Annotated in this window: 23 protein-coding genes and 1 other annotated feature; of the genes, 18 read left to right on the top strand and 5 right to left on the bottom strand. The window is 41.7% G+C overall.

Annotated elements, in window-relative coordinates:
• The first annotated feature begins 29 nt into the window (after positions 1-29).
• Both ftsE and ftsX read left to right on the top strand, forming a co-directional pair.
• Positions 30-722, top strand: coding sequence for a cell division ATP-binding protein FtsE (gene ftsE, locus E5S68_RS04695; RefSeq protein ID WP_006595938.1), 693 nt, complete (start codon positions 30-32; stop codon positions 720-722).
• Positions 715-1,641, top strand: a complete 927-nt coding sequence (gene ftsX / locus E5S68_RS04690; RefSeq protein ID WP_135782551.1) for a permease-like cell division protein FtsX — start codon at positions 715-717, stop codon at positions 1,639-1,641. Before ftsE ends, ftsX begins: the two co-directional genes overlap by 8 nt.
• A gap of 36 nt (positions 1,642-1,677) precedes the next feature.
• Here ftsX and E5S68_RS04685 read toward each other — a convergent pair whose 3' ends face one another.
• The gene (locus E5S68_RS04685) at positions 1,678-2,319 is read right to left on the bottom strand and encodes an MBL fold metallo-hydrolase (RefSeq protein ID WP_135782550.1); all 642 of its coding nucleotides are present in this window, start codon (positions 2,317-2,319) and stop codon (positions 1,678-1,680) included.
• Between the two features lie 169 nt (positions 2,320-2,488).
• On the opposite strand from E5S68_RS04685, the gene E5S68_RS04680 reads away from it, so the two are divergent.
• The 8 genes from E5S68_RS04680 (at position 2,489) to E5S68_RS04645 (ending at position 13,525) form a co-directional block, all read left to right on the top strand.
• Positions 2,489-4,954 carry a bifunctional DnaQ family exonuclease/ATP-dependent helicase gene (locus E5S68_RS04680; RefSeq protein ID WP_135782549.1) on the top strand — a complete coding sequence of 822 codons (2,466 nt, stop codon included), beginning with the start codon at positions 2,489-2,491 and terminating at the stop codon, positions 4,952-4,954.
• Entirely contained in the window at positions 4,951-5,958 is a 1,008-nt protein-coding gene (locus E5S68_RS04675; protein WP_135782548.1) for a YeiH family protein, read from the top strand. Before E5S68_RS04680 ends, E5S68_RS04675 begins: the two co-directional genes overlap by 4 nt.
• A 24-nt stretch (positions 5,959-5,982) precedes the next feature.
• Positions 5,983-7,227 carry an FtsW/RodA/SpoVE family cell cycle protein gene (locus E5S68_RS04670; protein WP_135782547.1) on the top strand — a complete coding sequence of 415 codons (1,245 nt, stop codon included), beginning with the start codon at positions 5,983-5,985 and terminating at the stop codon, positions 7,225-7,227.
• A complete protein-coding gene (locus E5S68_RS04665) occupies positions 7,228-7,785 on the top strand; it encodes a DJ-1 family glyoxalase III (RefSeq protein ID WP_135782546.1) in 558 nt (185 codons plus the stop codon).
• A gap of 183 nt (positions 7,786-7,968) precedes the next feature.
• On the top strand, positions 7,969-8,532 hold the full coding sequence (locus tag E5S68_RS04660; RefSeq protein ID WP_135782545.1) for an HAD-IA family hydrolase: 564 nt from the start codon (positions 7,969-7,971) through the stop codon (positions 8,530-8,532).
• A gap of 12 nt (positions 8,533-8,544) precedes the next feature.
• Entirely contained in the window at positions 8,545-10,494 is a 1,950-nt protein-coding gene (gyrB, locus tag E5S68_RS04655; RefSeq protein WP_135782544.1) for a DNA topoisomerase (ATP-hydrolyzing) subunit B, read from the top strand.
• 86 nt (positions 10,495-10,580) lie between these two features.
• A complete protein-coding gene (ezrA, locus tag E5S68_RS04650) occupies positions 10,581-12,305 on the top strand; it encodes a septation ring formation regulator EzrA (protein WP_135782543.1) in 1,725 nt (574 codons plus the stop codon).
• Positions 12,306-12,412: 107 nt separating this feature from the next.
• Positions 12,413-13,525: a glycerate kinase gene (locus E5S68_RS04645; protein ID WP_135782542.1), complete on the top strand. Its 1,113-nt coding sequence runs from the start codon at positions 12,413-12,415 to the stop codon at positions 13,523-13,525.
• 60 nt (positions 13,526-13,585) lie between these two features.
• Here the strand turns inward: E5S68_RS04645 and E5S68_RS04640 are convergent, their stop codons facing one another.
• Positions 13,586-14,032, bottom strand: coding sequence for a DUF1694 domain-containing protein (locus E5S68_RS04640; RefSeq protein WP_135782541.1), 447 nt, complete (start codon positions 14,030-14,032; stop codon positions 13,586-13,588).
• A gap of 178 nt (positions 14,033-14,210) precedes the next feature.
• On the opposite strand from E5S68_RS04640, the gene eno reads away from it, so the two are divergent.
• Positions 14,211-15,515 (top strand): surface-displayed alpha-enolase, encoded by a 1,305-nt coding sequence (gene eno, locus E5S68_RS04635; RefSeq protein WP_006597394.1) that lies wholly within the window; start codon positions 14,211-14,213, stop codon positions 15,513-15,515.
• A gap of 101 nt (positions 15,516-15,616) precedes the next feature.
• On the opposite strand, the gene E5S68_RS04630 is transcribed toward eno, so the two are convergent.
• Together E5S68_RS04630 and E5S68_RS04625 are read right to left on the bottom strand one after the other, a co-directional pair.
• Positions 15,617-15,802 carry a hypothetical protein gene (locus tag E5S68_RS04630; RefSeq protein WP_135782540.1) on the bottom strand — a complete coding sequence of 62 codons (186 nt, stop codon included), beginning with the start codon at positions 15,800-15,802 and terminating at the stop codon, positions 15,617-15,619.
• A 76-nt stretch (positions 15,803-15,878) separates the two neighbouring features.
• On the bottom strand, positions 15,879-16,889 hold the full coding sequence (locus tag E5S68_RS04625; protein WP_200773494.1) for a lactonase family protein: 1,011 nt from the start codon (positions 16,887-16,889) through the stop codon (positions 15,879-15,881).
• Positions 16,890-17,064: 175 nt separating this feature from the next.
• On the opposite strand from E5S68_RS04625, the gene E5S68_RS04620 reads away from it, so the two are divergent.
• From E5S68_RS04620 to budA, 3 genes are all read left to right on the top strand, one after another.
• The gene (locus tag E5S68_RS04620) at positions 17,065-18,234 is read left to right on the top strand and encodes an AI-2E family transporter (protein ID WP_048691022.1); all 1,170 of its coding nucleotides are present in this window, start codon (positions 17,065-17,067) and stop codon (positions 18,232-18,234) included.
• Positions 18,224-19,462 (top strand): tetratricopeptide repeat protein, encoded by a 1,239-nt coding sequence (locus E5S68_RS04615; RefSeq protein WP_023027056.1) that lies wholly within the window; start codon positions 18,224-18,226, stop codon positions 19,460-19,462. The genes E5S68_RS04620 and E5S68_RS04615 overlap by 11 nt, the downstream gene beginning before the upstream one ends.
• A gap of 150 nt (positions 19,463-19,612) precedes the next feature.
• A complete protein-coding gene (gene budA, locus E5S68_RS04610; RefSeq protein ID WP_023023795.1) occupies positions 19,613-20,329 on the top strand; it encodes an acetolactate decarboxylase in 717 nt (238 codons plus the stop codon).
• Between the two features lie 40 nt (positions 20,330-20,369).
• Here budA and E5S68_RS04605 read toward each other — a convergent pair whose 3' ends face one another.
• The gene (locus E5S68_RS04605) at positions 20,370-22,031 is read right to left on the bottom strand and encodes an Rqc2 family fibronectin-binding protein (protein ID WP_135782538.1); all 1,662 of its coding nucleotides are present in this window, start codon (positions 22,029-22,031) and stop codon (positions 20,370-20,372) included.
• Between the two features lie 179 nt (positions 22,032-22,210).
• Positions 22,211-22,445 (top strand) — a binding site (T-box leader).
• Positions 22,446-22,577: 132 nt separating this feature from the next.
• Between E5S68_RS04605 and trpX the strand changes: the two genes are divergently transcribed.
• The 4 genes from trpX (at position 22,578) to E5S68_RS04585 (ending at position 26,003) form a co-directional block, all read left to right on the top strand.
• Entirely contained in the window at positions 22,578-23,582 is a 1,005-nt protein-coding gene (gene trpX / locus E5S68_RS04600) for a tryptophan ABC transporter substrate-binding protein (RefSeq protein ID WP_135782537.1), read from the top strand.
• 123 nt (positions 23,583-23,705) lie between these two features.
• On the top strand, positions 23,706-24,125 hold the full coding sequence (locus E5S68_RS04595; protein ID WP_135782536.1) for a chromosome partitioning protein ParB: 420 nt from the start codon (positions 23,706-23,708) through the stop codon (positions 24,123-24,125).
• 313 nt (positions 24,126-24,438) lie between these two features.
• Positions 24,439-25,485, top strand: coding sequence for a phenylalanine--tRNA ligase subunit alpha (gene pheS / locus E5S68_RS04590; RefSeq protein WP_023023788.1), 1,047 nt, complete (start codon positions 24,439-24,441; stop codon positions 25,483-25,485).
• Positions 25,486-25,487: 2 nt separating this feature from the next.
• Entirely contained in the window at positions 25,488-26,003 is a 516-nt protein-coding gene (locus E5S68_RS04585; RefSeq protein WP_135782535.1) for a GNAT family N-acetyltransferase, read from the top strand.
• The last annotated feature ends 34 nt before the right edge of the window (positions 26,004-26,037 follow it).

Raw genomic sequence — 26,037 nt, 5'->3', positions numbered from 1 at the left:
TATAAAATGTGGAAAGGAATTTTCAATACATGTCAATGATTGAAATGAAAGATGTTGTCAAAAAGTATGACAACGGAACGACAGCTCTTCGAGGAGTGACCGTTCATATTGAACCAGGAGAATTTGCCTATATTGTAGGACCTTCTGGTGCAGGTAAATCAACCTTTATTCGCTTGCTTTACCGTGAGGTGAAGCATGATAAAGGTAGCTTGAAAGTTGCTGGTTTTGATTTAGATAAAATCAAAAAACGCGATATTCCGATGTTGCGTCGGAACGTTGGGGTAGTCTTCCAAGACTACAAATTGCTTCCTAAAAAGACCGTTTATGAAAATATTGCCTACGCAATGGAAGTAATCGGAGAGCGTCGTCGTAACATTAAAAAACGCGTAATGGAAGTTTTAGACCTTGTTGGTTTGAAACACAAGGTTCGTTCATTCCCAAATGAGCTTTCAGGTGGTGAGCAACAACGGATCGCTATCGCGCGTGCCATCGTCAACAATCCTAAAGTATTGATTGCGGACGAACCAACAGGGAACTTGGACCCAGATAACTCTTGGGAAATTATGAACCTCTTAGAGCGAATTAATTTGCAAGGTACCACTGTTTTGATGGCGACCCATAATAGCCAAATTGTAAATACACTTCGTCACCGTGTTATCGCCATTGAAAATGGCCGTGTTGTACGGGATGAAGCGGAAGGAGAGTACGGATACGATGATTAGAAGATTTTTCCGCCATCTCATTGAATCATTTAAAAGTTTAAAACGGAATGGCTGGATGACCATTGCTGCGGTTAGTTCGGTGATGATTACACTTGGACTTGTAGCGATTTTTGCCTCAGTTATTGCGAATACGATCAAGCTATCAGATGATATTCAAAACAGTGTACGGATTGTTGTCTATATGCGCAAGGATATCCAAGATCAAAGCCAGCAGATCGAAAAAGAAGGCCAGATGGTTGATAATGAGGACTACAAGAAAGTCTACAATGCGTTGACAGCCATGAAGAATGTTGATAAAGTTGAGTTCTCCAGCAAGGAAGAACAGTATGAAAACTTGATCAAGACTGCCGGTAATAACTGGAAAATTTTTGACGGGGATGCTAATCCTCTCTATGATGCTTATTTTGTAGAGACAACGGCTCCTAAATATGTGAAAGAGGTTTCTAAAGCCGCTAAGAAAATTGAAGGGGTGTCTGAAGTCAAAGATGGGGGAGTTGATACTCAACGTCTCTTTGCTCTTGGGAATTTCATTCGGATCTGGGGCTTAATCGGAGCTGCCTTGCTTGTGTTTATTGCAGTCTTCTTGATTTCTAATACAATTCGGATTACCATTATTTCACGAAGTAGAGAAATTAAGATTATGCGTCTGGTAGGTGCGAAGAGTGGCTATATTCGTGCACCATTCCTTTTGGAAGGTGCCTGGATTGGTTTGATTGGTGCAATTCCACCAGCTCTCTTGCTTTATTATGTCTATAATATTGTCTACAAATCCATGTACAATACCCTACAAGATCAGAAATTGTTCTTATACAGTCCAAACCTTCTTGTTCCAGTGATGATTGGTGGACTCTTTGCGCTTGGAATATTGATCGGGTCTATTGGCTCTTCCATTTCCATGAGACGCTTCTTGAAGATTTAAGAGTATAAAAAAAGGAAGTTCGCTGGAACTCCTTTTTTAATGCTTTTGGAAAAAGGGATTAAACATTTTTTCGTGCCCGATCGTTGTTTCTCCACCGTGTCCTGGATAGACAACATAGGAAGATGGAAGAGGGAACAGCTGGGTCTCGATACTTTCTAAAAGTTGAGGAGCGCTTCCTGTTGGAAGGTCTGTCCGACCAATAGTCTCACGAAAGAGGGCATCACCAGTTAAAACGAAATGATCATCTGGAAAAACGATAGAGACGCCCCCAATCGAATGACCCGGAGTATGAAGGACATAGAAGTGGAAATTATCTAGATTATATTCTTGCTGATAATCAAAGTGTTGTTCAGCTGGTTGACAAATAACATTCAATAAATCAGAATGACGATCCAAACCGGACAGGTTGTCTACGGGACTTTGAAGCCAATCTGCTTCATGGGCATCTACATAAACAGGAGGATGACCGTAAGTTTCTCGAACTCTTTCTAAACTCAGGATATGATCATAATGGGTGTGAGTTAAGAGAATGGCCGATACGGGCTTAGCAATCTGATCAATTCTGTTTTGAATTTGAGACCAGGCACTACCTGGATCAATGACGAGAAGATGCTGGTCATTTTCAATAAGATAAGTATTTTCATAAGCAATAGGATTCACAATACGTTGGATTTTCATAAGAGCTCCTTTCATTATAAGTCTATCAAAAATAGAATAAAATAGCTGACTTGAGCTCTTGCTTCTCTTTCGCTTTGCATCATTTATGGGAAAATAAGACGTAGGAATCGATTCTCCCTTATAAAAATGCGAGCAAAGCAAGTCAGAAAGTGATATAATTTTAAGTGCTATGACGACGAATGTTAAAAGAAAATATGCTGTCGTTGACCTGGAAGCAACCAGTGCAAGCAGCAATGCAAAAATTATTCAAATTGGGATAGTCATTATCGAGGATGGACAGATTGTAGAGACTTATGAGACGGATGTGAATCCTCATGAGGAGTTAGACCATCACATTTGCCAGCTGACTGGGATTACAGACCGCCAATTAAGAAAGGCTCCTGATTTTTCACAAGTTGCTAGAGAGGTCTATGAACTAGTGGAAGATGCTGTTTTTGTGGCCCATAATGTTAAATTTGATGCCAACCTTCTTGCTGAATCCTTGTTCTGGGAAGGGTTTGAGTTGACGACGCCAAGGATTGATACGGTAGAGTTAGCTCAGGTCTTTTTCCCGACACTAGAACGGTACAATTTAAGTAGTCTGTGTGAAGAATTGGCGATTCCTTTAGATCATGCCCATTCTGCCATCTCAGATGCCCAAGCAACGGCTCAACTCTTTCTTACACTACGGGAGAAGATTGCTTCCTTACCAACTGAATTGGTAGAAACCCTTCTGGCCTTATCGGATAATTTAATCTACGAATCCCGAATCCTCATCGAAGATGCCTTTGAAGATACTTCGAATTATTCAGATCCAGATGTGAACTCATGTCACGGAATATTTCTTCGTCAAACAAGTGGAGTAGGAAAAAGCAAGAGTCTGTCTAAACAATTCGCGATTAATTTGCAATTGATGGAGATGGAGCCTCGGCCCCATCAGTTAGAATTTGCGCAGTTTATTGAACGGAGTTTGGAAGCTCCTCTGGATGTGACGACTTTTATCGAGGCTCCGACAGGCATTGGGAAAACATTTGGTTACTTGCTCCCCTTGTTGGCACAGACTCAGGATAAAATTGTGGTGAGTGTTCCTACCAAGGTCTTGCAAGACCAAATTATGGAAAAAGAAGCCCAACTCATTAAAGAAACCTTTCAGATTTCTTTTCATAGTCTGAAAAGTCCTCAAAATTATCTAAAATTAGATGCCTTTTATCAGACCTTACATGAACTAGAAGAAAATCGTTTGCTCAACCGTTTCAAGATGCAGCTTTTGGTTTGGTTAACCCAAACGCAAACAGGGGACTTGAATGAAGTGGGCCAACTCCATCGATATGCTAATTTTGTTCATCGCATTCGTCATGATGGGAACCTATCTAAAAAGTCCTTATTTTATAGGGAGGACTTTTGGAGAAAAGGGCAAGAATATGCAAAATCGAGTCGAGTTTTGCTAACCAACCATGCCTACCTATTAACACGGTTAGAGGATGATCCGTCGCTCGTTGAAAATCGAGTCTTGGTTGTGGATGAAGCGCAAAAATTGTATTTTTCTTTAGAACAATTTTCGAGAGCTTCTCTATCCATGGCGGATTGTATGGTTGAGCTCCAGCGTGAGATTGAGACAGAAAAATCATTACTGAAGCGTCGTATTTTAGAAAGTCTTCAGTTTGAACTAAATGCTTTGGTCAAGAGGCTCGATGATGGTGGAAGAAAGTTAGAATTAGATGGAGAACAAGTGCAAAAGATTCGACAGGATTTATTCGAATTAGATGTTCCTAAACTGTCATCATTAAAGGAGCTCTTTCATTCTCGCTATCAGGTTTTCTGGCTGGATCGAATTCAAGAAGAGAGTCACCAAGTTTTGCGACTCCATTCTGGCAGGGACACCTTGGTTTCCATCCAAGATTTTATACCTGAGAGTACTCGGGTCTTGATGGTCTCAGCTACCTTAGCAATTAGTCGCAAGGTCAACCTAGCTGCCATTTTAGGCGTGACAAATTATCAATTTTTAGGGACAGAAATCAATTTTCATCAAGGTCAAACGATTTTCATTGATAGGGAATTTCCTGATCTAACGAATCTCAGTCAAGAGGAATTAGCTAGTGAATTAGCCTCATATATAGATGACTTGGCCTCTTTTGATTTGCCTGTGTTTATCTTGTTCACTTCTAAGGAATTATTATTAGAGACCTCTCAGCAGATGCTAGTTCCTCATCTAGCTCAATATAAAAATGGAGATGCAACCAATATCAAACGCCGTTTTGATAGAGGAGAAACGAGTGTTATATTGGGATCAGGAAGTTTTTGGGAAGGAGTAGATTTTGCCCAGCAATGCCAGCTCATCCAAGTCATTCCTCGGATCCCTTTCGACAATCCCAGTGATTTTCTAGTACAAAAGATTAACCAAAGAATACGCTTAGAAGGTAAAAATCCATTTTATGATTACAGTCTGCCTTTGGCAATTTTACGAATGAAACAAGCTCTGGGGCGCTCCAATCGGTTTGCCGAACAAGAGTCAATAGTGATCTTATTAGACCAACGATTGCTAAACCGACAATATGGCCCTCAAATTCAGACGAGTCTGAAAAAAATAGCTCCTTTAACGATTGTGAGCAGGGACGAAGTGATGGAGACGCTAGATCAGTTTAGGAGGAGAGAATGAGTCAAAAACAACAGATGAATAAGTTTAGTAAAGGGTTAATGCTTGCAGCAATTGGTGCGGGAGTCTCTATTTTATTAGGGAAGGCCTTTCCTTTACTCGGATCTAGTTTGTTTGCTATTTTATGTGGCATCGTTTTAAATGCTAGTCAGCGATTACCTCAAAGTAGCCGGCCGGGCTTGTCTTATTCGGGAAAGAATCTCTTACAGTATTCCATTATTTTGATGGGGTTTACTCTGTCCTTTCAAAAAGTTACACAGTTAGGTTTGTCTTCCTTACTGATCAGTTTACCAACCATTAGTGTTGCTTTCCTATCAGCTTTTGCGATGGGCTATCTCTTAAAAGCACCGAAGATTCTGACTGCCTTAGTAGGAATGGGGACAGCCATCTGTGGTGGTTCTGCTATTGCAGCAGCTTCTCCAATTTTAGAAGCTGATGAAGAGGATATGGCCTTGTCACTTTCGACAATTTTTTTCTTCAATATCCTAGCAGTCTTTATCTTCCCCTTCTTTGGGCACCTATTATCAATGACTGATAATCAGTTTGGAGTTTGGGCAGGTACTGCAATTAATGATACTTCCTCAGTAGTTGCAGCAGCGTTTTCGTATAGCAAAGTAGCAGGAGAAATTGCAACAGTAGTGAAACTTACCAGAGCTTTGATGATTATCCCTATCTGTTTTGGTATGATGGGTTTGAAGCTTTTAAAACATTCAAAAGAAGATAAAAACGGGAAAAAAGTAAATCTTGCCAAAGTAGTACCTTGGTTTATCCTTTATTTTATGCTGGCTTCCTTACTCGCTTCATTGGGGTGGGTTCCAGCCTTCCTTCTTCCCATCTGCAAGTTTTTGTCACAGTTTTTGATGGCCATGGCTTTGGTGGGGATTGGAAGTCAAGTTTCAGTAGATGCCTTTCGTAAACAAGGAGTGGCCCCTCTCCTCATTGGAGTAGTTGCTTGGGGCTGTGTATCAGTGGCGAGCTTGCTGATTCAATACTTTTTAGGAATTTAAATGATATCAACAAAGGGGGATGGAATGAAGAGACGTCAGTCTTTCAAACTTAGAGGAGATATTCCCCTGATTATCACAGTGTTTTTACTATTGGTGATTGGGGTTCTTGCAGTTTATAGTGCTGTCTACCATGACTATCCGGATTTAGTCTGGCCCATTTTAGGGCAACAGATTGCCTGGATTGTTCTGGGCTGTATGATCAGCTTTATTGTCATGCTATTTAACACGGAGTTTTTATGGAAAACAACTCCTTATTTATATGTGCTAGGCCTGATTTTAATGGTCTTACCACTTTATTTTTATAATCCAAATTTGGTAGCTTCTACAGGTTCAAAAAACTGGGTGGCTTATAAGGGAATCAGTCTCTTCCAACCATCTGAATTTATGAAAATATCCTATATTTTAATGGTTTCTCGTTCCATTGTCCACTTTTTACGGAAAAATAGAGAAATGGATCGAACCTTGAAGAGTGATTGCTATCTGATTTCACAAGTCTTTGCTTATACCTTACCAATCCTGATTCTCTTGACCTTTCAGCATGACTTAGGAACTTCTTTGGTCTTTATTGCTATCTTTTCTGGATTGATCCTCATCTCGGGCGTTTCTTGGAAAATCATCCTGCCAGTCTTTCTATCTTTGGCAGGAGCGATCGCCCTCTTTTTAGCGGTCTTTCTATCTGATGGTGGTCGAGCCTTCTTACACCAACAATTAGGAATGCCGACCTACCAAATGAATCGGATCTTGGCTTGGTTAAATCCTTTTGACTATGCTCAGACCATGACCTTCCAGCAGGCTCAAGGTCAATTAGCTGTTGCAAGCGGGGGAATTTTTGGACAAGGATTCAATGTATCTAATCTCTTAATTCCTGTTAGAGAGAGCGATATGATTTTCACAGTAATCGGAGAAGATTTTGGTTTTATCGGTTCAACTGTACTTCTCGTGCTTTATATGTTTTTAGTTTACAAAATGTTGCGGATTACCTTGAAATCCAATAATCAATTTTATACCTATATTTCTACAGGTTTTATTATGATGTTGGTTTTCCATATTTTTGAGAATATTGGAGCTGTTACTGGTATTCTCCCTCTAACTGGTATTCCACTCCCCTTTATTTCTCAAGGTGGATCCGCTATTATCAGTAACTTAATTGGGATTGGCTTGTTGTTATCCATGAGCCACCAGAATCGAGTAGCTGAAGAACGAAAAAAAGAGGGGCGCCTTCTACGTCAAAAGCAATTGAGTCGCCTCCAAGAGAAAGGAATGATATAAATGGTCAAAGTAGCTGTATTGTTAGCAGATGGATTTGAAGAAATTGAAGCCTTAACAGTAGTGGATGTCTTGCGTAGAGCGGAGATTGACTGTCAAATGATTGGCTTTGGACAAGAAGTGATTGGCTCTCATGGAATCACTGTCAAGTCTGACCAGGTCTGGTCAGGCTCCTTAGCTGATTTTGACGGGATTGTCCTTCCAGGGGGGATGCCAGGAGCAGCCAACCTTCGTGACCATGATGGCCTCATTCAAGAATTGAAAGAGGCAAGGATAGAAGGGAAGATCTTGGCAGCTATCTGTGCTGCGCCGATTGTATTCGATCAAGCAGGTCTGCTTGAGGGGAAAAACTTCACCTGTTACGATGGCTTTGAACAGGAGATTGGGAATGGACACTATCTGAAAAAAGCAGTGGTCCAAGATGGCCGGATCTTGACCAGTAGAGGGCCGGCTACAGCTCTTGCCTTTGCCTATGCTCTTGTTAACCAGTTCGGAGGAGATGCTAGCAAACTCCGAGAAGGTATGCTTTATCAGGATGTCTTCGGGATGGAAGCTCCTTAATGGGGTAAAATGGTAAAATAAGAAGGTAGAAAGAACTCTACCTTTTTTTGTTTTTTACGTTTAATTTGTCTATGAGATAAAAAGGAATAAACAAGGAAAAATTAGTCAGTAGAGTGTAGGAAAAAACCGTGAAAATATGGGATTTACAAGCTATTTTTTCCAAAATATGGTATAATAAAAGCTATGGATTATCATGATTTTATATGGGATCTTGGTGGGACTTTATTGGACAATTATGAGACTTCTACAAAAGCTTTTGTAGCGACCTTACAGTTTTTCCAAAAGCAGGCTGATCATGATTCCGTTTATGCAGCTTTAAAAGTTTCTACTGATTATGCAGTTCAACAGTTTGCCCCAGATCTTCCTGATTTTTTGCTGGAGTATAAGAAAAGGGAAAAAGAAGCCCTTGAAAGACCATGCTTATTTGAAGGAACTGAGGAATTATTGGACCGCCTGACCAAGGCAGGAGCCCGCCATTTTTTGGTTTCGCACCGTGATCATCATGTGGTGATGATCTTGGAACAGACAGGAATCAGTCACTATTTTACGGAAGTCGTGACAGCTGATGACGGATTTCCTCGTAAGCCAGATCCAACCTCTATGTTGTATTTAAAAAATAAGTACGCCATAGAAAGTGGCTTAGTGATTGGAGACCGTCCGCTTGATATCGAGGCTGGCCAAAGAGCAGGGATGGCGACCTACTTGTTTGATTCCATGGATCAATTAACAAACTATATTTTTAATTAGAAAAGGGAAAGAATGACAGAAGAATTGAAGCAAGAAATGGCTGGTCAAGAATATGATGCTAGTCAGATTCAAGTTTTAGAAGGTTTAGAAGCCGTCCGGATGCGTCCAGGGATGTACATTGGATCCACTTCCAAAGAAGGACTTCACCATTTAGTGTGGGAAATCGTCGATAATTCGATTGATGAAGCCCTTGCTGGTTTTGCCAGTCATATCCAAGTCTTTATCGAAGCGGATAACTCGATTACGGTTGTTGATGATGGACGTGGAATCCCCGTGGATATCCAAGAAAAAACTGGACGTCCAGCTGTAGAAACCGTCTTTACCATTCTCCACGCTGGAGGAAAATTTGGCGGTGGTGGATACAAGGTATCTGGAGGACTCCACGGAGTTGGGTCGTCTGTTGTAAATGCCCTCTCCACTCAGTTAGACGTGCGAGTGCATAAGAATGGGCAAATTCATTACCAAGAATACAAACGGGGGCAAGTTGTTGCAGATCTTGAAGTGATTGGTGAAACAGACCGCACTGGGACAACTGTTCACTTTACTCCGGATCCAGAGATTTTCACAGAAACCACTGAATTTGACTTTGACAAGTTGAACAAACGGATTCAAGAATTAGCCTTCCTGAATCGTGGCTTGCGCATCTCGATTACGGATAAACGAGAAGGTCAGGAACAAACCAAGGACTACCACTATGAAGGTGGAATTGCAAGTTATGTCGAATATATCAACGAAAACAAGGATGTCATCTTTGAAACTCCTATTTATACAGATGGGGAAATGGAAGATATCACAGTTGAAGTTGCCATGCAATACACAACTGGCTATCATGAAACAGTCATGAGCTTTGCTAATAATATCCACACCCATGAAGGGGGGACTCATGAGCAAGGATTCCGTACAGCCCTAACCCGTGTCATCAATGACTATGCTCGTAAGAATAAACTTCTTAAGGACAATGAAGAAAATCTCACAGGGGAAGATGTGCGGGAAGGGTTGACAGCAGTTATTTCTGTCAAGCATCCAAATCCTCAGTTCGAAGGTCAAACAAAGACTAAACTTGGGAACTCTGAAGTGGTAAAGATTACCAACCGCTTGTTCAGTGATGCTTTTTCTGATTTCTTGTTAGAAAATCCGCAGATTGCGAAGAAAATTGTTGAAAAGGGAATTTTGGCTGCCAAAGCGCGTGTCGCTGCTAAAAGAGCCCGTGAAGTGACCCGTAAGAAGTCTGGATTAGAAATTTCAAACCTTCCAGGAAAATTAGCGGATTGTTCATCCAATAATCCAGCTGAAACGGAACTCTTCATCGTCGAAGGAGACTCTGCCGGAGGATCTGCTAAATCAGGACGGAACCGGGAGTTTCAAGCAATTTTGCCGATTCGAGGGAAAATCCTCAATGTGGAAAAAGCTAGTATGGATAAGATTTTGGCCAATGAAGAGATTCGTAGCCTCTTTACAGCTATGGGAACAGGCTTTGGTGCCGAATTCGACGTATCAAAAGCTCGTTATCAAAAATTGGTCTTGATGACGGATGCCGATGTCGATGGAGCCCATATTCGAACCCTCCTATTGACCTTGATCTATCGCTATATGAAACCAGTCTTGGAGGCTGGTTATGTCTACATTGCTCAACCACCAATTTACGGAGTGAAGGTCGGCAGTGAAATCAAAGAGTATATTCAACCAGGTGCCAACCAGGAAGTGGAATTGGCAGCGGCCTTGGAACGCTATTCTGAAGGCCGGTCAAAACCAACCATTCAGCGTTACAAAGGGTTGGGAGAGATGGATGATCACCAATTGTGGGAAACCACTATGAATCCAGAGCATCGCTTGATGGCCCGAGTGTCAGTCGATGATGCAGCAGAAGCAGATAAGATCTTTGACATGTTGATGGGGGACAAAGTTGAACCTCGTCGAGAATTTATCGAAGAAAATGCCGAATATAGTACACTGGATGTATAAAATTCAGCCATATTTGCCTATTATTCGAATTTTTATGATATAATAACTACGATTACTTTCAAGTAATACAATGAAGGAGTTTTTATATGTCTAGTGGACTAATTATTCTCATCATTTTCATAGGTTTCGTACTAGTTGTAGGATACTTTGTGGCAGTGTTATTGAGAAAGCGCAATGAAGCCTTACTGGCAGCACTGGAGGAAAGAAAAGAACAACTGTATAATCTTCCAGTTAATGATGAAGTTGAAGCTGTTAAGAACATGCACTTGATTGGACAAAGTCAAGTAGCATTTCGCGAATGGAATCAAAAATGGGTTGATCTTTCCCTTAACTCATTTGCAGATATTGAGAACAATCTCTTTGAAGCAGAAGGCTACAATAATTCATTCCGATTTTTAAAAGCAAAGCAAGCCATCAGAAGTATTGAGAGTCAAATTGAGTTGATTGACGAAGATATCAAAGCTATCCGTCAAGCTTTGGCAGAGCTAAAAGAACAAGAAGAAAAGAATAGTGGACGTGTGGTCCATGCCTTGGATATGTTTGAAAATTTGCAAAAGCAAGTAGCTTCTGACGTCGATGCATACGGACCTGCTCTCCCAGAGATTGAAAAACAATCTGAAAATATTCAAGTAGAATTTTCTCAATTCGTAACGTTGAACTCTTCTGGAGATCCAGTGGAAGCGGCTGAAATTCTCGATACCGCCGAAAATCATATCGTGGCCTTGACTCATATCGTTGAAAAGGTGCCTGCAATTGTAACAGCCGTTCAGAAAACTCTTCCGGATCAATTAGACGATTTGGAATCTGGTCACCGCAAGCTCTTAGAATCGGGATATCATTTTACAGAGACAGATTTGGAAGCACGCTTCCAGCAATTACATGCTTCTCTTAGAGATAACCTTTCAAATGTAGCATCTCTCGAATTGGATAATGCCATTTATGAAAATGAGCAAATCCAAGAAGAAATCAATGCTTTGTATGATATTTTCACACGAGAAATTGAATCACGCAAAGTGGTTGATAAATTGGTCAAAGCCTTGCCAGGTTATCTTGCCCACGCCAAAGAGAACAATGCCAACTTAGCAGCTGAGGTAGAACGTTTGAGTAAGACCTTTGTTAGCAAAGACCTGAACGACCACCATTTGAAAGAATTAGAAGCTGAATTAACAGCTCAAGAGCTGGTTGTAGAAGATGCATTGAAAGATACATCAGAAACTCAAAAAGCCTATTCTATTCTTCAAGAAGAATTAGAAGCGATTGAAGAACGTCTGAAAGAAATTGAAGATGACCAAGTAGCCCTTAGCGAAACCTTCTCTAAAATTGAGAAAGACGATGCTAATGCTCGTCAAAAGGTGAATATTTATGCCAATCGCTTACATGGGATTAAACGCTATATGGATAAACGGAATCTACCAGGAATTCCTCAATCCTTCCTAACTATTTTCTTTACAGCAAGTGATAATACAGAAGCTTTATTATCTGAATTGGAGAGTGATCGTGTCAATATCGAAAATGCTAATCGTCTCCTGGACATTTTGACAAACGATATGACTGAGCTTGAAGAGGAAACCTATCGATTGGTACAAAATGCGACCTTGACTGAGCAATTGCTCCAGTACTCAAATCGCTACCGTTCATTTGATGACCATGTGCAAGCTGCTTTCGATGAGGCCTTGTATATCTTTGAAAGAGAATACGATTACCCAGCTTCATTCAAAGTCATCTCTGACGCGCTTGAACTAATTGAACCAGGTGTGACAGAACGTTTCGTTACATCCTATGAAAAAACACGAGAATCTATTCGATTCTAAATCAAAACATCCAGGAGAGTCCTGGATGTTTTTTTATAGGATGAAATAAAATTAAACTAGCAAATGAATTGGAGATGAAAGAAATGCCCCCTGCAAAGAAAAAAATAATGAAGATTGTCATAGCACCAGATTCCTATAAAGAAACCCTAGCAGCAAGCCAAGTCGCTAGAGCTATCAAAAAAGGTTTTGAAAGCATCCTTCCTCAAGCTTCCTATGAGATCATGCCTATTGGGGATGGAGGCGAGGGAACCATGATAGCTATTCAGGAATCTATTAAAGGAACGTGGGCAACTGTTGATGTGGAGGGCCCCTTCGGTGAGGCTATTTCCTACCCTTATTTGGTGAAGGGGACTAGTGCCTTGATAGAAACAGCTGATCTGGTTGGTCTATCTTTGGTTCCTCAAGAAAAACGGAATCCCCTCCTGATTTCGACTAAGGGCCTTGGGCAAGTTCTTGCTCATTTGTTGGGGATTGGAATGAAGGATATTTATATTGGTGTAGGTGGTACAGCTTGCAATGATGGAGGCATTGGCATGGCTACAGCTCTAGGCTATTCTTTCTATCATCATGAAAAGTTACTTGAAAATCCAATGGGGAAAGATTTAGGAAAAGTAACTTCTTTTGTAAAAGAAAAAAATGGTGTTTCTTTTGATCAAACGAGGGTGCATATTTTAACTGATGTGACTAATCCCTTGTGTGGTCCTCAAGGAGCGACTAAAATTTTTGCTCCTCAAAAGGGACTCGATTTGAGTAAACTAGAAGAAGTGGACCAGGCCATGCAGTCCTTTTACCAACTCGTGAATCCTGAGTTAGTCCATTTGGAAGGAGGAGGAGCAGGAGGCGGATTAGGAGCTGCTTTGGTCGCCTTTGCAAAAGGAGAAATTGCTTCAGGAATTGATACCTGTCTCGATCTCATCGACTTTGATCGGCGTGTAAAAGATGCAAGCCTGGTCATTGTAGGAGAGGGGAAAATGGATGCCCAATCTCTCGCTGGAAAAGCCCCAATAGGAGTCGCTAGAAGGGTCAAAGGGGGGGTACCAGTAGTTGCTATTTGTGGAAGTTTAGGAGGAGACCTTCCTGATCTGACCTCCTACGGAATTGCAGCAACCTTTTCTGCCCTCCAAAGATTGATGAGCTGGCAGGAGCTCCAACAAACATCTTTCGAGCAACTTGTTGAAAGTTCAAAAAATATAGCTAGGCTTCTTAAATTAAACTTATAGCTAAGAAATAATGTAAAAAAAGCTTGAGACAAAAATCTCAAGCTTTTTCAAGGACCGAATTTATTTAAAAATACGAGACCATAAGGAACCTTTTTTCTCAACCTTTCTGGATGTAGAGGGTGCTTCTGGGATCATGCTGACAAGATTTTTTGCTTCTATTTCAAGGGCATGATCTGTGTGGAGGATGAGACCATAGGGAGAACCACTGCATTCTTCTGAAACGATCGTCGCCACGATACCATTCGTTTGAGCAACCTTTAGATAGAAGACCTGTTTTCCTTCGTCAATATTAGGAGAAATTTTGAGAAAAAGCGGTTGGTATTCCTCTAATAAAGAGGTCAAAATACTCCCCATTTCTTTTTCAAGTTCCCGTGAATGGGCATCTGCAATACTTGAGTAAGCGACAACCCGTTCTTGGTAAGTCTCTAAAAATTTTTTTTGTTCATCTGGTTTGAGACGATTAGCACCAGATGCTTTTTGTGTGATTAGTTTATTAATATCTTCCATAATAGAAGTATATCATATTTCCTCTAAGGAAGATAGAAGCAAATTTGAGAGTTTTCTCACAAAAAAGTGAAAATGGAATCGTTTTCTTCCGGCAAACCCCTGTTTTTTCTTGAAAAAATAGGGTAATTGCGGTATGATAGAGGTGTAAAAAAATTTAACTCAATAAGGAGAGTAGAAAATGTCAATTATTACTGATGTTTACGCTCGCGAAGTCCTAGACTCACGCGGTAACCCAACACTTGAAGTAGAAGTTTATACTGAATCAGGTGCTTTTGGACGTGGTATGGTTCCATCTGGAGCTTCTACTGGTGAACACGAAGCAGTTGAACTTCGTGATGGCGACAAGTCTCGTTACGGTGGTCTTGGAACTCAAAAAGCGGTTGACAATGTGAACAACATTATTGCTGAAGCAATCATCGGTTACGATGTACGTGATCAACAAGCTATTGACCGTGCAATGATCGCTCTTGACGGAACTCCTAATAAAGGTAAATTGGGTGCAAACGCAATCCTTGGTGTGTCTATCGCTGTAGCTCGTGCTGCTGCTGACTACCTTGAAATCCCACTTTACAGCTACCTTGGTGGATTCAACACTAAAGTTCTTCCAACTCCAATGATGAACATCATCAATGGTGGATCTCACTCAGATGCTCCAATCGCTTTCCAAGAGTTTATGATCTTGCCAGTTGGTGCACCTACATTTAAAGAAGCTCTTCGTTACGGTGCTGAAATCTTCCACGCTCTTAAGAAAATCCTTAAATCACGTGGTTTGGAAACTGCCGTAGGTGACGAAGGTGGATTCGCTCCTCGTTTCGAAGGAACTGAAGATGGTGTTGAAACTATCCTTGCTGCGATCGAAGCTGCTGGATATGTACCAGGTAAAGACGTATTCATCGGATTTGACTGTGCATCATCAGAATTCTACGATAAAGAACGTAAAGTTTACGACTATACTAAATTCGAAGGTGAAGGCGCTGCTGTTCGTACATCTGCAGAACAAATTGACTACCTTGAAGAATTGGTTAACAAATACCCAATCATCACTATCGAAGATGGTATGGATGAAAACGACTGGGAAGGTTGGAAAGCTCTTACTGAACGTCTTGGTAAGAAAGTTCAATTGGTTGGTGACGACTTCTTCGTAACTAACACTGACTACCTTGCACGTGGTATCCAAGAAGGTGCTGCTAACTCAATCCTTATCAAAGTTAACCAAATCGGTACACTTACTGAAACTTTCGAAGCTATCGAAATGGCTAAAGAAGCTGGTTACACTGCTGTTGTATCACACCGTTCAGGTGAAACTGAAGATTCAACAATCGCTGACATCGCAGTTGCAACAAACGCAGGACAAATCAAGACTGGTTCACTTTCACGTACAGACCGTATCGCTAAATACAACCAATTGCTTCGTATCGAAGACCAACTTGGTGAAGTAGCTGAATACCGTGGATTGAAATCATTCTACAACCTTAAGAAATAATCTAGTTAACTAGATACAAAAGATCCTTGAGTTTTCTCAAGGATTTTTTTGTTATCGAGCCAAACAAAAATCCTCAACTAGATAGTTGAGGAATCGTTTGATTAGAACAAGCCTTTGATTTTATCAACAGCACCGCTGACGAGATCGTTTCCAGCAACAAGGGCTTTCGCTTGTTCTAAGTAGTCACCAAGGTTCTCCTTGTTGTCATCGATAAATTTTTTAGCAGCATCGAAATCTTTCTTTTCGATCATTTCTTTGACTTGGTTAAACAAATCCATTGGGTTCATGAGGCTTCTCCTATAAACTATTTATTAATATCACTATTTAATCATTTTTCAACCAAACTAGCAAGGATTTTGATTCTTAGTTGAAGAGGACGCAAACCGCCTCTGGTACGTAGAAATCATGGCTCAATTCAGTCAATCTACCACTCGCTTTGTCGCGTTTAAAAACAGTAGCATTGTCTGAATCTTGATGGACAGCAATGAGGTATTCTTGGTCCGGACTAAGAATGAAATCACGTGGATTGAGTCCATTGGTTGGAACGATTTCCAGAAGCACTAAGCTACCATCTGCCAAGATTTCATAAACTGCAATGGAGTTATGGGCACGATTTGAGGCATAGAGGAATTTCCCATCCTCTGAGAGGCGAATAGCAGCGGCCCATTTTTGACCTTCATACTCTTTAGGTAGGGTTGAGATGGTTTGGAAATGTTCAAAGTAGCCAAGTCCGTCATAGAAAAGGACATCGATGGTAGCGTTTAATTCGTTAATGAGGTAGGCGGTCTTGTAATGAGAGTGGAAAATGATATGACGTGGACCAGCACCTGGAGCTGTTTGATAGGTTTGAGTCTTCGTTAGTTTACCAAGATCATCGACTTGATAGACCACTACTTGATCGGTACCCAAATCACAAGTGATGAGTAGCTTATCGGGAGTGAGATCTGCATAATGTACATGGGGACTCGCTTGGTTTTCGTGAGGTCCAGAACCCTGATGAGTCGCTTGGTCGACAAAGGTTAAATGACCATCTTCATGGATGCGATATGAGAGGACTTGTCCCTTGTGGTAGTTAGCTCCATAGACCAAGCCACGCGCCTCATCAACAGAGACATAACAGAGGGGCGCCCCTTCCTCGACCACATGATTGATTAACTGGTGATCAGGACTAAAGCTTGCAATGCCGCCAAGACCTTGCTCCGCACCCACACTGTATAAGAAACCAGCTTTTGAAAAAGCGAGATAGGTTGGGTTTGGCTCTTGAGCAACTAGTTCTAAGTCGCTAAGTTGACCAGTTCTTTCATCGAAGGAAGCCTTATAAATTCCTTTAGAGTCTCGTTTGGTATAGGTTCCGAAATAAATATCTTGCATCACATGCACCTCGACTTTGTTGATAGCTCCATTATATCAGAAAAGAAGGGGATGGAAAACGATTAGGTGAAGGATTGACAAGCTAAGCATTAAAAAAAAGCTCACATTTCAGCTATATCGTGAAATTATGGACTAAAAATGCTAAAATAAAGACAGATTGAAAACGAAGGAGATTCCCGTGGAACATAAAGAAAAAGATTTTAGTTTATCCTGGTTTTTTAAATGGTTTGTAGATAATAAAGCCATTACTGTTTTTCTAGTAACCTTACTGATGGGATTGAATATTTTAGTTCTCAGCAAGATTAGTTTTATTTTTACACCCCTGTTAGAGTTTGGAGCAGCAGTCATGCTACCAGTCATTATTTCAGGGCTCCTCTATTATTTGTTAAATCCAATCGTGGACTTTTTGGAAAGGCACCGAGTCAAACGGATCATTGCAATTTCCATCGTCTTTATTTTGATCGCGCTTCTCATTTTATGGGGCTTGGCTGTCGCTATTCCAGCTATTCAACATCAAGTTCTTAGTTTTATGAAGAACCTGCCAGATTACTTGGAAAAGGCCAATAGGACCATCGATGATGTCTTAGACAACAAAGTGTCGCCAGAAATCAAGCCTCAGCTGGATGAATGGACCAGCCAATTGTCGCAGAATATTACCAGTTGGGCGAGTTCTTTTTCCGCCCGAGCAGTCAACTGGGTCAGCAATCTGATTACTGTCGCCTCTCAGGTCATTATCGCTTTGATTATTATGCCTTTTATCGTCTTCTATCTTTTGAGAGATGGAAAGAACTTAAAAGGGCAAATCATCCGTTTCTTGCCAACCAAGATTCGTAAATCTGCAGACAAAGTACTGTCTGATGTCAATACACAATTGGCTAATTATGTCAGAGGTCAGATTACTGTTGCTATCATCGTAGCTTTAATGTTTATTCTTCTGCTTAAGATCATTGGGCTTCGTTACGCTGTGACACTCGGTGTAACCGCTGGTTTTTTGAACTTGATACCATACTTGGGCAGCTTCTTGGCCATGCTCCCAGCCTTAGTCTTGGGGTTGGTGGCAGGACCAGAGATGTTTGTCAAAGTCGTCATTGTCTTTATTGTTGAGCAAACAATCGAGGGACGTTTCGTTTCCCCACTTGTCTTGGGGAGTCAGCTCAATATCCACCCAATCACGATTCTGTTTGTATTGATTACTTCTGGCTCTATGTTTGGAATCTGGGGAGTCTTCTTAGGAATCCCGGTTTATGCTTCGGCTAAAGTAGTCATCAGTGCTCTATTTGAATGGTATAAAGAGGTCAGTGGTTTGTACGAAAAGGACGAAGTTGAGGAAATTCAAAGTGAAGAATAGTCAAAAAATTCTAGAAGCAATTGAGAAACAAGAGCTAGATCGTCTGCCAGCTTATTTGGATAAGGCTTTGCTAGAAGATGATCCAGCTACCTTGTTAGAATTGGGACAATATTTTGAAAGTATTGGTTTTTACCCAGAAGCCAAGCAAACCTACTTGCATCTGAGAGATGATTATCCAGAGGTCTATCTGAGTCTAGCCACTATCGTAGCGGAAGATGGACTAATGGAAGAAGCCTTTGCTTATTTGGAAGAAATCCCGGAAAGTTCGGAATGGTATCTAGCCAGTCTCTTAGTCAAGGCAGACCTCTACCAAAGTGAGGGCTTGGCAGATGTGGCTCGAGAAAAACTGATGGAAGCAGCGACTCTTTCAGATGACCCTATTATTCAACTAGGCTTGGCAGAGATTGATTTAGAACTTGAAAATTACCAAGAAGCCATTCAAGAGTATGCTCAGTTAGACAACCGTCTCATTTTAGAAGAAACGGGCATTTCCACATACCAGCGGATTGGCTATGCTTATGCGAATCTGGGTCGGTTTGAGTCTGCTATTGAGTTTTTAGAAAAGGCCTTGGAAATTGAGTTTGATGACCAGATTGCCTATGAATTGGCAACCCTTCTCTCTGACCGAGAAGAGTATCAACGTTCTCTGATCTACTTCAAGCAGATTGATACACTGTCGCCAGACTTTGAAGGGTATGAATACGGCTATGCCTTGGCTCTTCAAGCTGAAAATGACCGAGAAACAGCGTTAGCAATAGCAGAGCAAGGAATCCAAAAGAATCCTTTTGACGCTTATCTCCTCCTTCTAGCCTCCCAATTGGCCTACGAGTTGCACCAGCCAGAAAAAGCAGAGAAGTATTTGTTAGAAGCCAAAGAAGTTGCTGAGGATCTTGAAGATATCGCCCTTCGTCTGACAACTCTTTATCTGGAACAGGAACGTTATGAAGACGTCCTTGAATGGCAAGAAGTGGAAGTGGAAAATGTCGTCACCCGTTGGAATATCGCTCGTGCCTTGGTAGCACTCGAAGAGGTTGAAAAAGCGGCTCCGATCTATGAAGAGCTCTACCCAGATTTGAAAGAAAATCCAGAGTACTTAGAAAGCTATAGTTACCTCTTGAGAGAGTTGGGACAAATCGCAAAAGCCCGGGAAGTGGCAGAAGGCTATTTGCAGCTAGTCCCAGATGATGGGCAAATGCAAGCTTTCTATGAGAGCCTGTTAGAAGATTAACTACTTGACCCTTGAAGGGCGGGAATCAGAACAAGTGTGCATCCTTGTTCTGGCCCGCTCTTTTTTAATCAGTCTTTTCTGTCATTGTCCTTGAGAATGTGGTATACTGGAAGGGCTGAAAAGAAGACAAGATGAATGAGGGAGAAGATAATGGAACCGGTGAAATTGTTTCAATACAATACCTTGGGGGCTTTGATGGCTGGTCTCTATGGAGGATCCTTTACCATTAAAGAATTACTAGAGCATGGAGATCTTGGAATTGGGACCTTGGACTCCATTGATGGCGAACTGATTGTCTTAGATGGCAAGGCCTACCAAGCTAAGGGATCAGGGGAGGAGCCAGAGATTGTGGAAGTGGCCCCGGATGCGACAGTCCCTTATGCGGCTATCGTTCCCCATCAGGCCGAAGTGATTTTTCGTCAGCGCTTTGAGATGACAGATGAGGAATTAGAGGCTCGCATTGAATCTTATTATGATGGCGAAAATTTGTTTCGTTCCATCAAGATTCACGGTGATTTCGCCAAGATGCATGTGCGTATGATTCCCAAATCAACTTCAGACACCAAATTTGCAGATGTGGCGACCCATCAGCCTGAATTTACGCGAGAAAATGTTACAGGAACTATTGTTGGTTTTTGGACACCAGAGATTTTCCATGGGGTCAGTGTAGCAGGCTATCACCTTCACTTTATCTCAGATGATCATACCTTCGGAGGTCATGTCATGGATTTTGTTATCAAAGAAGGGATTGTTGAAGTTGGGGCCATTGATCAATTGGATCAACGTTTCCCTGTCCAGGATCGCCAATATCTCTTTGCTAAGTTTAATGTTGACCAGGTCAAAGAGGATATCAATAAAGCAGAATAAAACAAAAGGGCTGAGATGAATCTCAGTCCTTTTACGTTGTCTACTCGCTGATGCGCATAGATTTGATCTTTTCTTCTTCAGGGGTGACCCGTAGGGTTTTTTGACCGGTATAGGTTACAAAGCCAGGTTTTCCTCCGGTTGGTTTGTTGAGTTTTTTGGTTTCAATCATGTCGACTTGGACCAGATTGGAGAGGCGTCCCTTAGAGAAATAGGCTGCCAGCTCAGCTGCATCGGTTTTGACCTCATCGGAAGGGTTGAGGTTACCTGTAATGACCACGTGACTACCTGGAATATCCTTAGCGTGGAACCAGAGTTCGTCCTTTTTAGCCATTTTGAAGGTCAATTCTTCGTTTTGAAGATTATTCCGGCCGACCAGAATAATGGTCTTGCCGTCTGAGGCTAAGTACTTCTCTGGTTTTTTCCGTTTGTGGATCTTTTCTCGGTTGCGTCGTTTGATAAAGCCTGTTTGGATCAGCTCTTCGCGAATCTCGGCTACTTCAGAAAGGCTGGCTTGGGCCAGAGCAGTTTCGACTGTTTCCAGGTAGGAGATGCTTTCCTTGGTTTCTTGGATAAGAGAGGTCAAATGTTTGACGGCTTCTTTTAGCTTCTGGTAGCGCTTGAAGTAGCGTTGTGCATTTTGACTGGGGGTCAAGGCCTTATCCAAGGCAATGGTAATAGGCTGGTTGGTATAGTAGTTGTCTAAGGTGACTTGGTCTTGATCATTTGGGACTTGATGGAGGAAAGTAGTAAGCAGTTCGCCTTTTTGACGGAACTCTTCGGCATTTTCTGTCGCTGCCAGTTCGGCTTCCTGTTTGGCCAATTTTTTCCGGTTCTTTTCTAGGTCATTGTCCACCTTGCGGATCAGTTCCCCAGCTTGTTGTTGGACCCGGTCGCGCTCAGCCTTGTCCAAGTAGTAGTGGTCAAGTAGATCCGATAAGGTCTCGAAGGTCTCCTCCTGGCTATCAGCAAAAGCGAGAGCAGCAAAAGATTTTTTCGTTAGACGGGGATCTGTTGGAGCTTCAAAGAAAGCTCGGAAGGTTTTTAATTTTTCTCCCGTTTCTAATCGACTGGCTAATTCTTGAGCAGTATCTCGACCAATACCCTGGAAATGGGTTTGAAGGTTTTTAGGTGTCAACTCTTCTCGGTGAAGAAAGGCGAATAAGGCTTCGTCTTTAATGGTAAAGGGGTTGACCGCTTCGGTTTTTGGAGGAGCTACATAGGTAGAACCTGGCAAGAGGGTCCGATAGCTGTTTTGAGAGAAGCCCACATGCTTGATCGCTTCGATAATTTTTCCAGTCGTCTTGTCCAGAAGAATGATATTGCTGTGCTTACCCATGATTTCGATGATCAGGGTCACAGATATATCATCTCCAATCTCATTTTTATTAGAGACGGCAATTTCTAAAATACGGTCATTCTCCAGTTGCTGAATCTGCTCAATGACTGCCCCTTGGAGATACTTGCGCATGACCATGATAAAAGTATTAGGGAAGGCAGGATTCTCAAAATTGGTCTGGGTCCGTTGGATCCGACCAAAAACAGAGTGGGAAGAGAGCAAGAGTTTTTGATTCTTGCGGTTGCTACGAATTTGTAAAACCAACTCTTGTTCAAAGGGTTGGTTAATTTTTTGGATGCGACCATTTAGGAGTTCGCTTTGTAATTCATTCACCATATGGTGTAAAAAAAATCCATCAAAAGACATGGGGTTCCTCAACATTCTAGACTAATTCTAGTAAATTATATCAAAAAAGTGCCTGAAAACCCAGTAAGAAGGCGGTTTTCAATCCTTGTAAAAGCATCCGTTAGAAAATGAATTTCAGGAAATGACGAACGTTTTCAAAAAAAACATAAAAAAGTATTGACAAGGTTTACAGAAACATTTACAATGGATTCAATTAGAAAAGTAATAAATGAAAATTTAATAGAGAGCTCACGGTTGGTGGAAGTGGGTAGTGGACATTTATGAAATTGGACTAATGATGAGATGAATTTGAAACAATAAAAATTCGGTCGGCACACCTTATCGTGCAACTTGTTGCTAGACAAGACAGAGAGATGGGAGGAGTTTATCCATTTTCCCATAAGTGAGGTGGCACCGCGATGACACGTCCTCACATAGCTATAGCTATGTGTGGGCGTGTTTTTTGTTTCAAAAAGAAGGGAGAAAAGAAGATGAAGAAACGATGGCGACTCAGTCTTTAACAAAGATGCGAAAAAACGAAAAAAATAAATAATTGAGGTGAAAAATATGAAAAACAAACGTGTATTGGGAATGATCGGTGCTTTGCTAGCTATTATTTTAGTAGCAGTAGTCTATCCAATGTTAAACAATAAAAATGATGCCAATAAAGCAGATGGAACTAAAAAGGTAAAAGTCGGTGTCTTACAGTTGGTCAGCCACCCATCGCTAGACGAAATCTACAAGGGGATTCAAGATGGCTTGGCTGAAGAAGGCTATGACAAGGACAAGATTGAGATCGAATTCCTCAATGCAGAAGGGGACCAAAACAAGGTTGCTACCATGAGTAAGCAATTGGTCCAAAACAACAACGACGTTTTGATCGGAATCGCAACCCCATCTGCTCAAGGTTTGGCTAGTGCAACCAAGGACAAACCAATCGTCATGGGTGCTATCACAGACCCAGTCGGCGCTAACTTGGTCAAAGATTTGAAAAAACCAGGTGGCAATATCACAGGAGTATCTGACCACAACCCAACGGAACAACAGTTGAAGTTAATCAAAGAGTTGACTCCAAACGTGAAAACAATCGGTGTCCTTTACTCAACTAGTGAAGATAATTCTAAAACGCAAGTAGAAGAATTTACAAAATTGGCTGAAAAAGCAGGCTACAAGGTAGTTCCTTATTCAGTACCTTCTACAAATGAAATTGCTTCAACGGTTTCTGTCATGACTGGTAAAGTAGATGCCATCTGGGTTCCAATCGACAACACCATCGCTTCAGCCTTCTCAACGGTAGTCGAAGCAAACAAAACAGCTAAAAAACCAATCTTCCCAAGTGCGACAGCCATGGTCGAAGCTGGTGGTTTAGGGTCAGTCGTTGTCGACCAACACGATCTTGGAGTGGCAACTGGTAAAATGGCTGCGAAAATCTTGAAAGGTCAAAAACCAGGTGATACACCAGTCGAAATCTTCACAGATGGTAAATCTGTCATCAACAAAAAAGTGGCAGAAGAATTAGGCATTACCATTCCAGAATCTGTCTTGAAAGAAGCTGGACAAGTCATCGAATAAAAACAAAAGAATAACAAGAATGGCAGAGGAATTTGGCTTTGGCAGGTCTTTAAATCCTGACCTTTAAAAATGTCCACCAGTGCCCAGGACCAGCTTATTTTACTCTTGGTAGAGGAGAAAGAATTGAAAATCAAAATAACAGATCTTCATCCGACCCAACTATATTTATCAGAAAAGAAGTTACATGATATCCAGATGCTTGATCAGTCGGCGGAAATAATCAATGTGGATCCAATTAGTATTCTTGCGTTTGGAAATTGCTTCTTGATTACAGATGGGCATCACAGGGCATATCAGGCTTTATTGGCTGGTCGGGATACGATTTCTGCTGAGTTTGATAGAGATGGTGGTGATGAGTTCTATCATCTCTATGCGCAAGCTTGCGAGGAAAGAAAGATATACTCTGTTATGGATTTAAAACATCGTATCTTAGCTCAAGATGAGTATGAAGCAAAATGGTATAACTGGTGTGATGGTTTTAACCAAGCAGCAACTCTTCTATTGAAAAGGAAAGCAGATGAAACAGACAAGGCAAATAAATAATGCCCTGCGTCTTGTTTCTTTGTCTATTGAAATTAGTCTCATCTAACTTGTTTTTTAACTAAAAATCTGATAAACTAGAATGTAATTGAATAGAAATCTGCAAGACTAGTACCTCAAGGGAAGTGCAACAGGGAGAAGAGCCGTGACTGAAAGCTCTTTGCATGAAAGCTGAGTGAATTCACTTGCGCAAGGATTTAGAAATTAAGGTCTGAGTTTCAGATAAAAGACGGATGGTACCGCGTGTCAACGCTCCGAATGTGGGTGTGGCGCGTGGTTTTTTCTATGTCTGAGTGAAGACCATGATGGAGGAAATATGTCAACGATTGAAGAACAACTAAAAGCGCTTCGGGAAGAAACGCTGGCAGCTTTGAAGCAGATCTCTGCTGAAAACAAAAAAGAGATGCAAGAGTTACGCGTCTCTGTCCTTGGGAAAAAAGGTTCCCTTACTGAAATCCTTAAAGGGATGAAAGATGTCTCTGCTGAAATGCGTCCGGTTATCGGAAAACACGTCAATGAAGCGCGTGATGTCTTGACGGCTGCCTTTGAAGAAACAGCCAAGCTCTTGGAAGAAAAGAAAGTCCAAGCTAAATTGGCTAGTGAAAGTATCGACGTGACCCTACCAGGACGTCCAGTCGCAAGTGGTCATCGTCATGTCTTGACCCAAACCAGTGAAGAAATCGAAGATATCTTTATCGGGATGGGCTACCAAGTCGTCGATGGGTTTGAAGTCGAAAAAGACTACTACAACTTTGAACGCATGAACCTTCCAAAAGATCACCCAGCGCGGGATATGCAGGACACCTTCTACATCACAGAAGAAATCTTGCTTCGGACCCACACATCACCAGTTCAGGCGCGTGCTATGGATGCGCATGACTTTAGCAAGGGGCCTTTGAAGATGATCTCTCCAGGGCGGGTCTTCCGTCGGGATACAGATGATGCGACCCACAGCCACCAGTTCCATCAAATCGAAGGTTTGGTCGTTGGGAAGAATATTTCTATGGCAGACCTCCAAGGAACGCTTCAGTTGATCGTGCAAAAGATGTTTGGTGCAGAACGTCAAATCCGTCTGCGTCCTTCTTACTTCCCATTCACCGAGCCATCCGTTGAGGTCGATGTATCTTGCTTCAAATGTGGTGGAGCGGGATGTAATGTATGTAAGAAGACAGGTTGGATCGAAATCATGGGGGCCGGTATGGTTCACCCACGCGTGCTCGAGATGAGTGGCATTGATTCGACAGTCTATTCAGGATTCGCCTTTGGACTTGGTCAGGAGCGTGTAGCCATGCTTCGTTATGGAATCAATGATATCCGTGGCTTTTATCAAGGAGATGTTCGCTTCTCAGAACAGTTTAAATAATCATGTTAGTTAGAGTAAAAATCGATCAATTACAGACCTTACGTGACCTAGAGGTGGAAACCTATCGGGAGACCTTTGGTCCCTATATTGTTGAGGAAGACTTGGAAGAGTACTTCTCTACCGTGCTCTCTTTGGAGCAAATCGAGAAGGATCTGCTAGATCCAGAATCTGAAATCTATTTTGTCCTCAATGAAGAACAAGAAATCTGTGGTTTTCTCAAGATCAATTGGGGGCAAGCACAGACGGAGCCAGTAGAGATGGACAAGGCCTTTGAGATCCAACGGATCTATGTCAAAAAGGAATGGCATGGGGCTGGTTTTGGCAAGGAAATGTTTACCTTTGCGCTGGATCAAGCCAAGAACCGTGGCTTTGAGTGGGCTTGGCTAGGTGTCTGGGAACGCAACTTTAAGGCGCAAGATTTTTACTATCGCTTTGGATTTGAACGATTTAGTGAACACCAGTATATCACTGGAGATACCGTGGATACAGACTGGTTGTTGAGAAAGAAATTGATCTAGAAGGAACGAGAAACTTCTATTCTAGAGAAGGGGA

Source organism: Streptococcus rubneri (assembly GCF_004785935.1).
Classification (GTDB): domain Bacteria; phylum Bacillota; class Bacilli; order Lactobacillales; family Streptococcaceae; genus Streptococcus; species Streptococcus rubneri.
The sequence above is the reverse complement of the archived record's forward strand: the minus strand, read 5'-3'. Positions and strand labels throughout refer to the sequence as shown.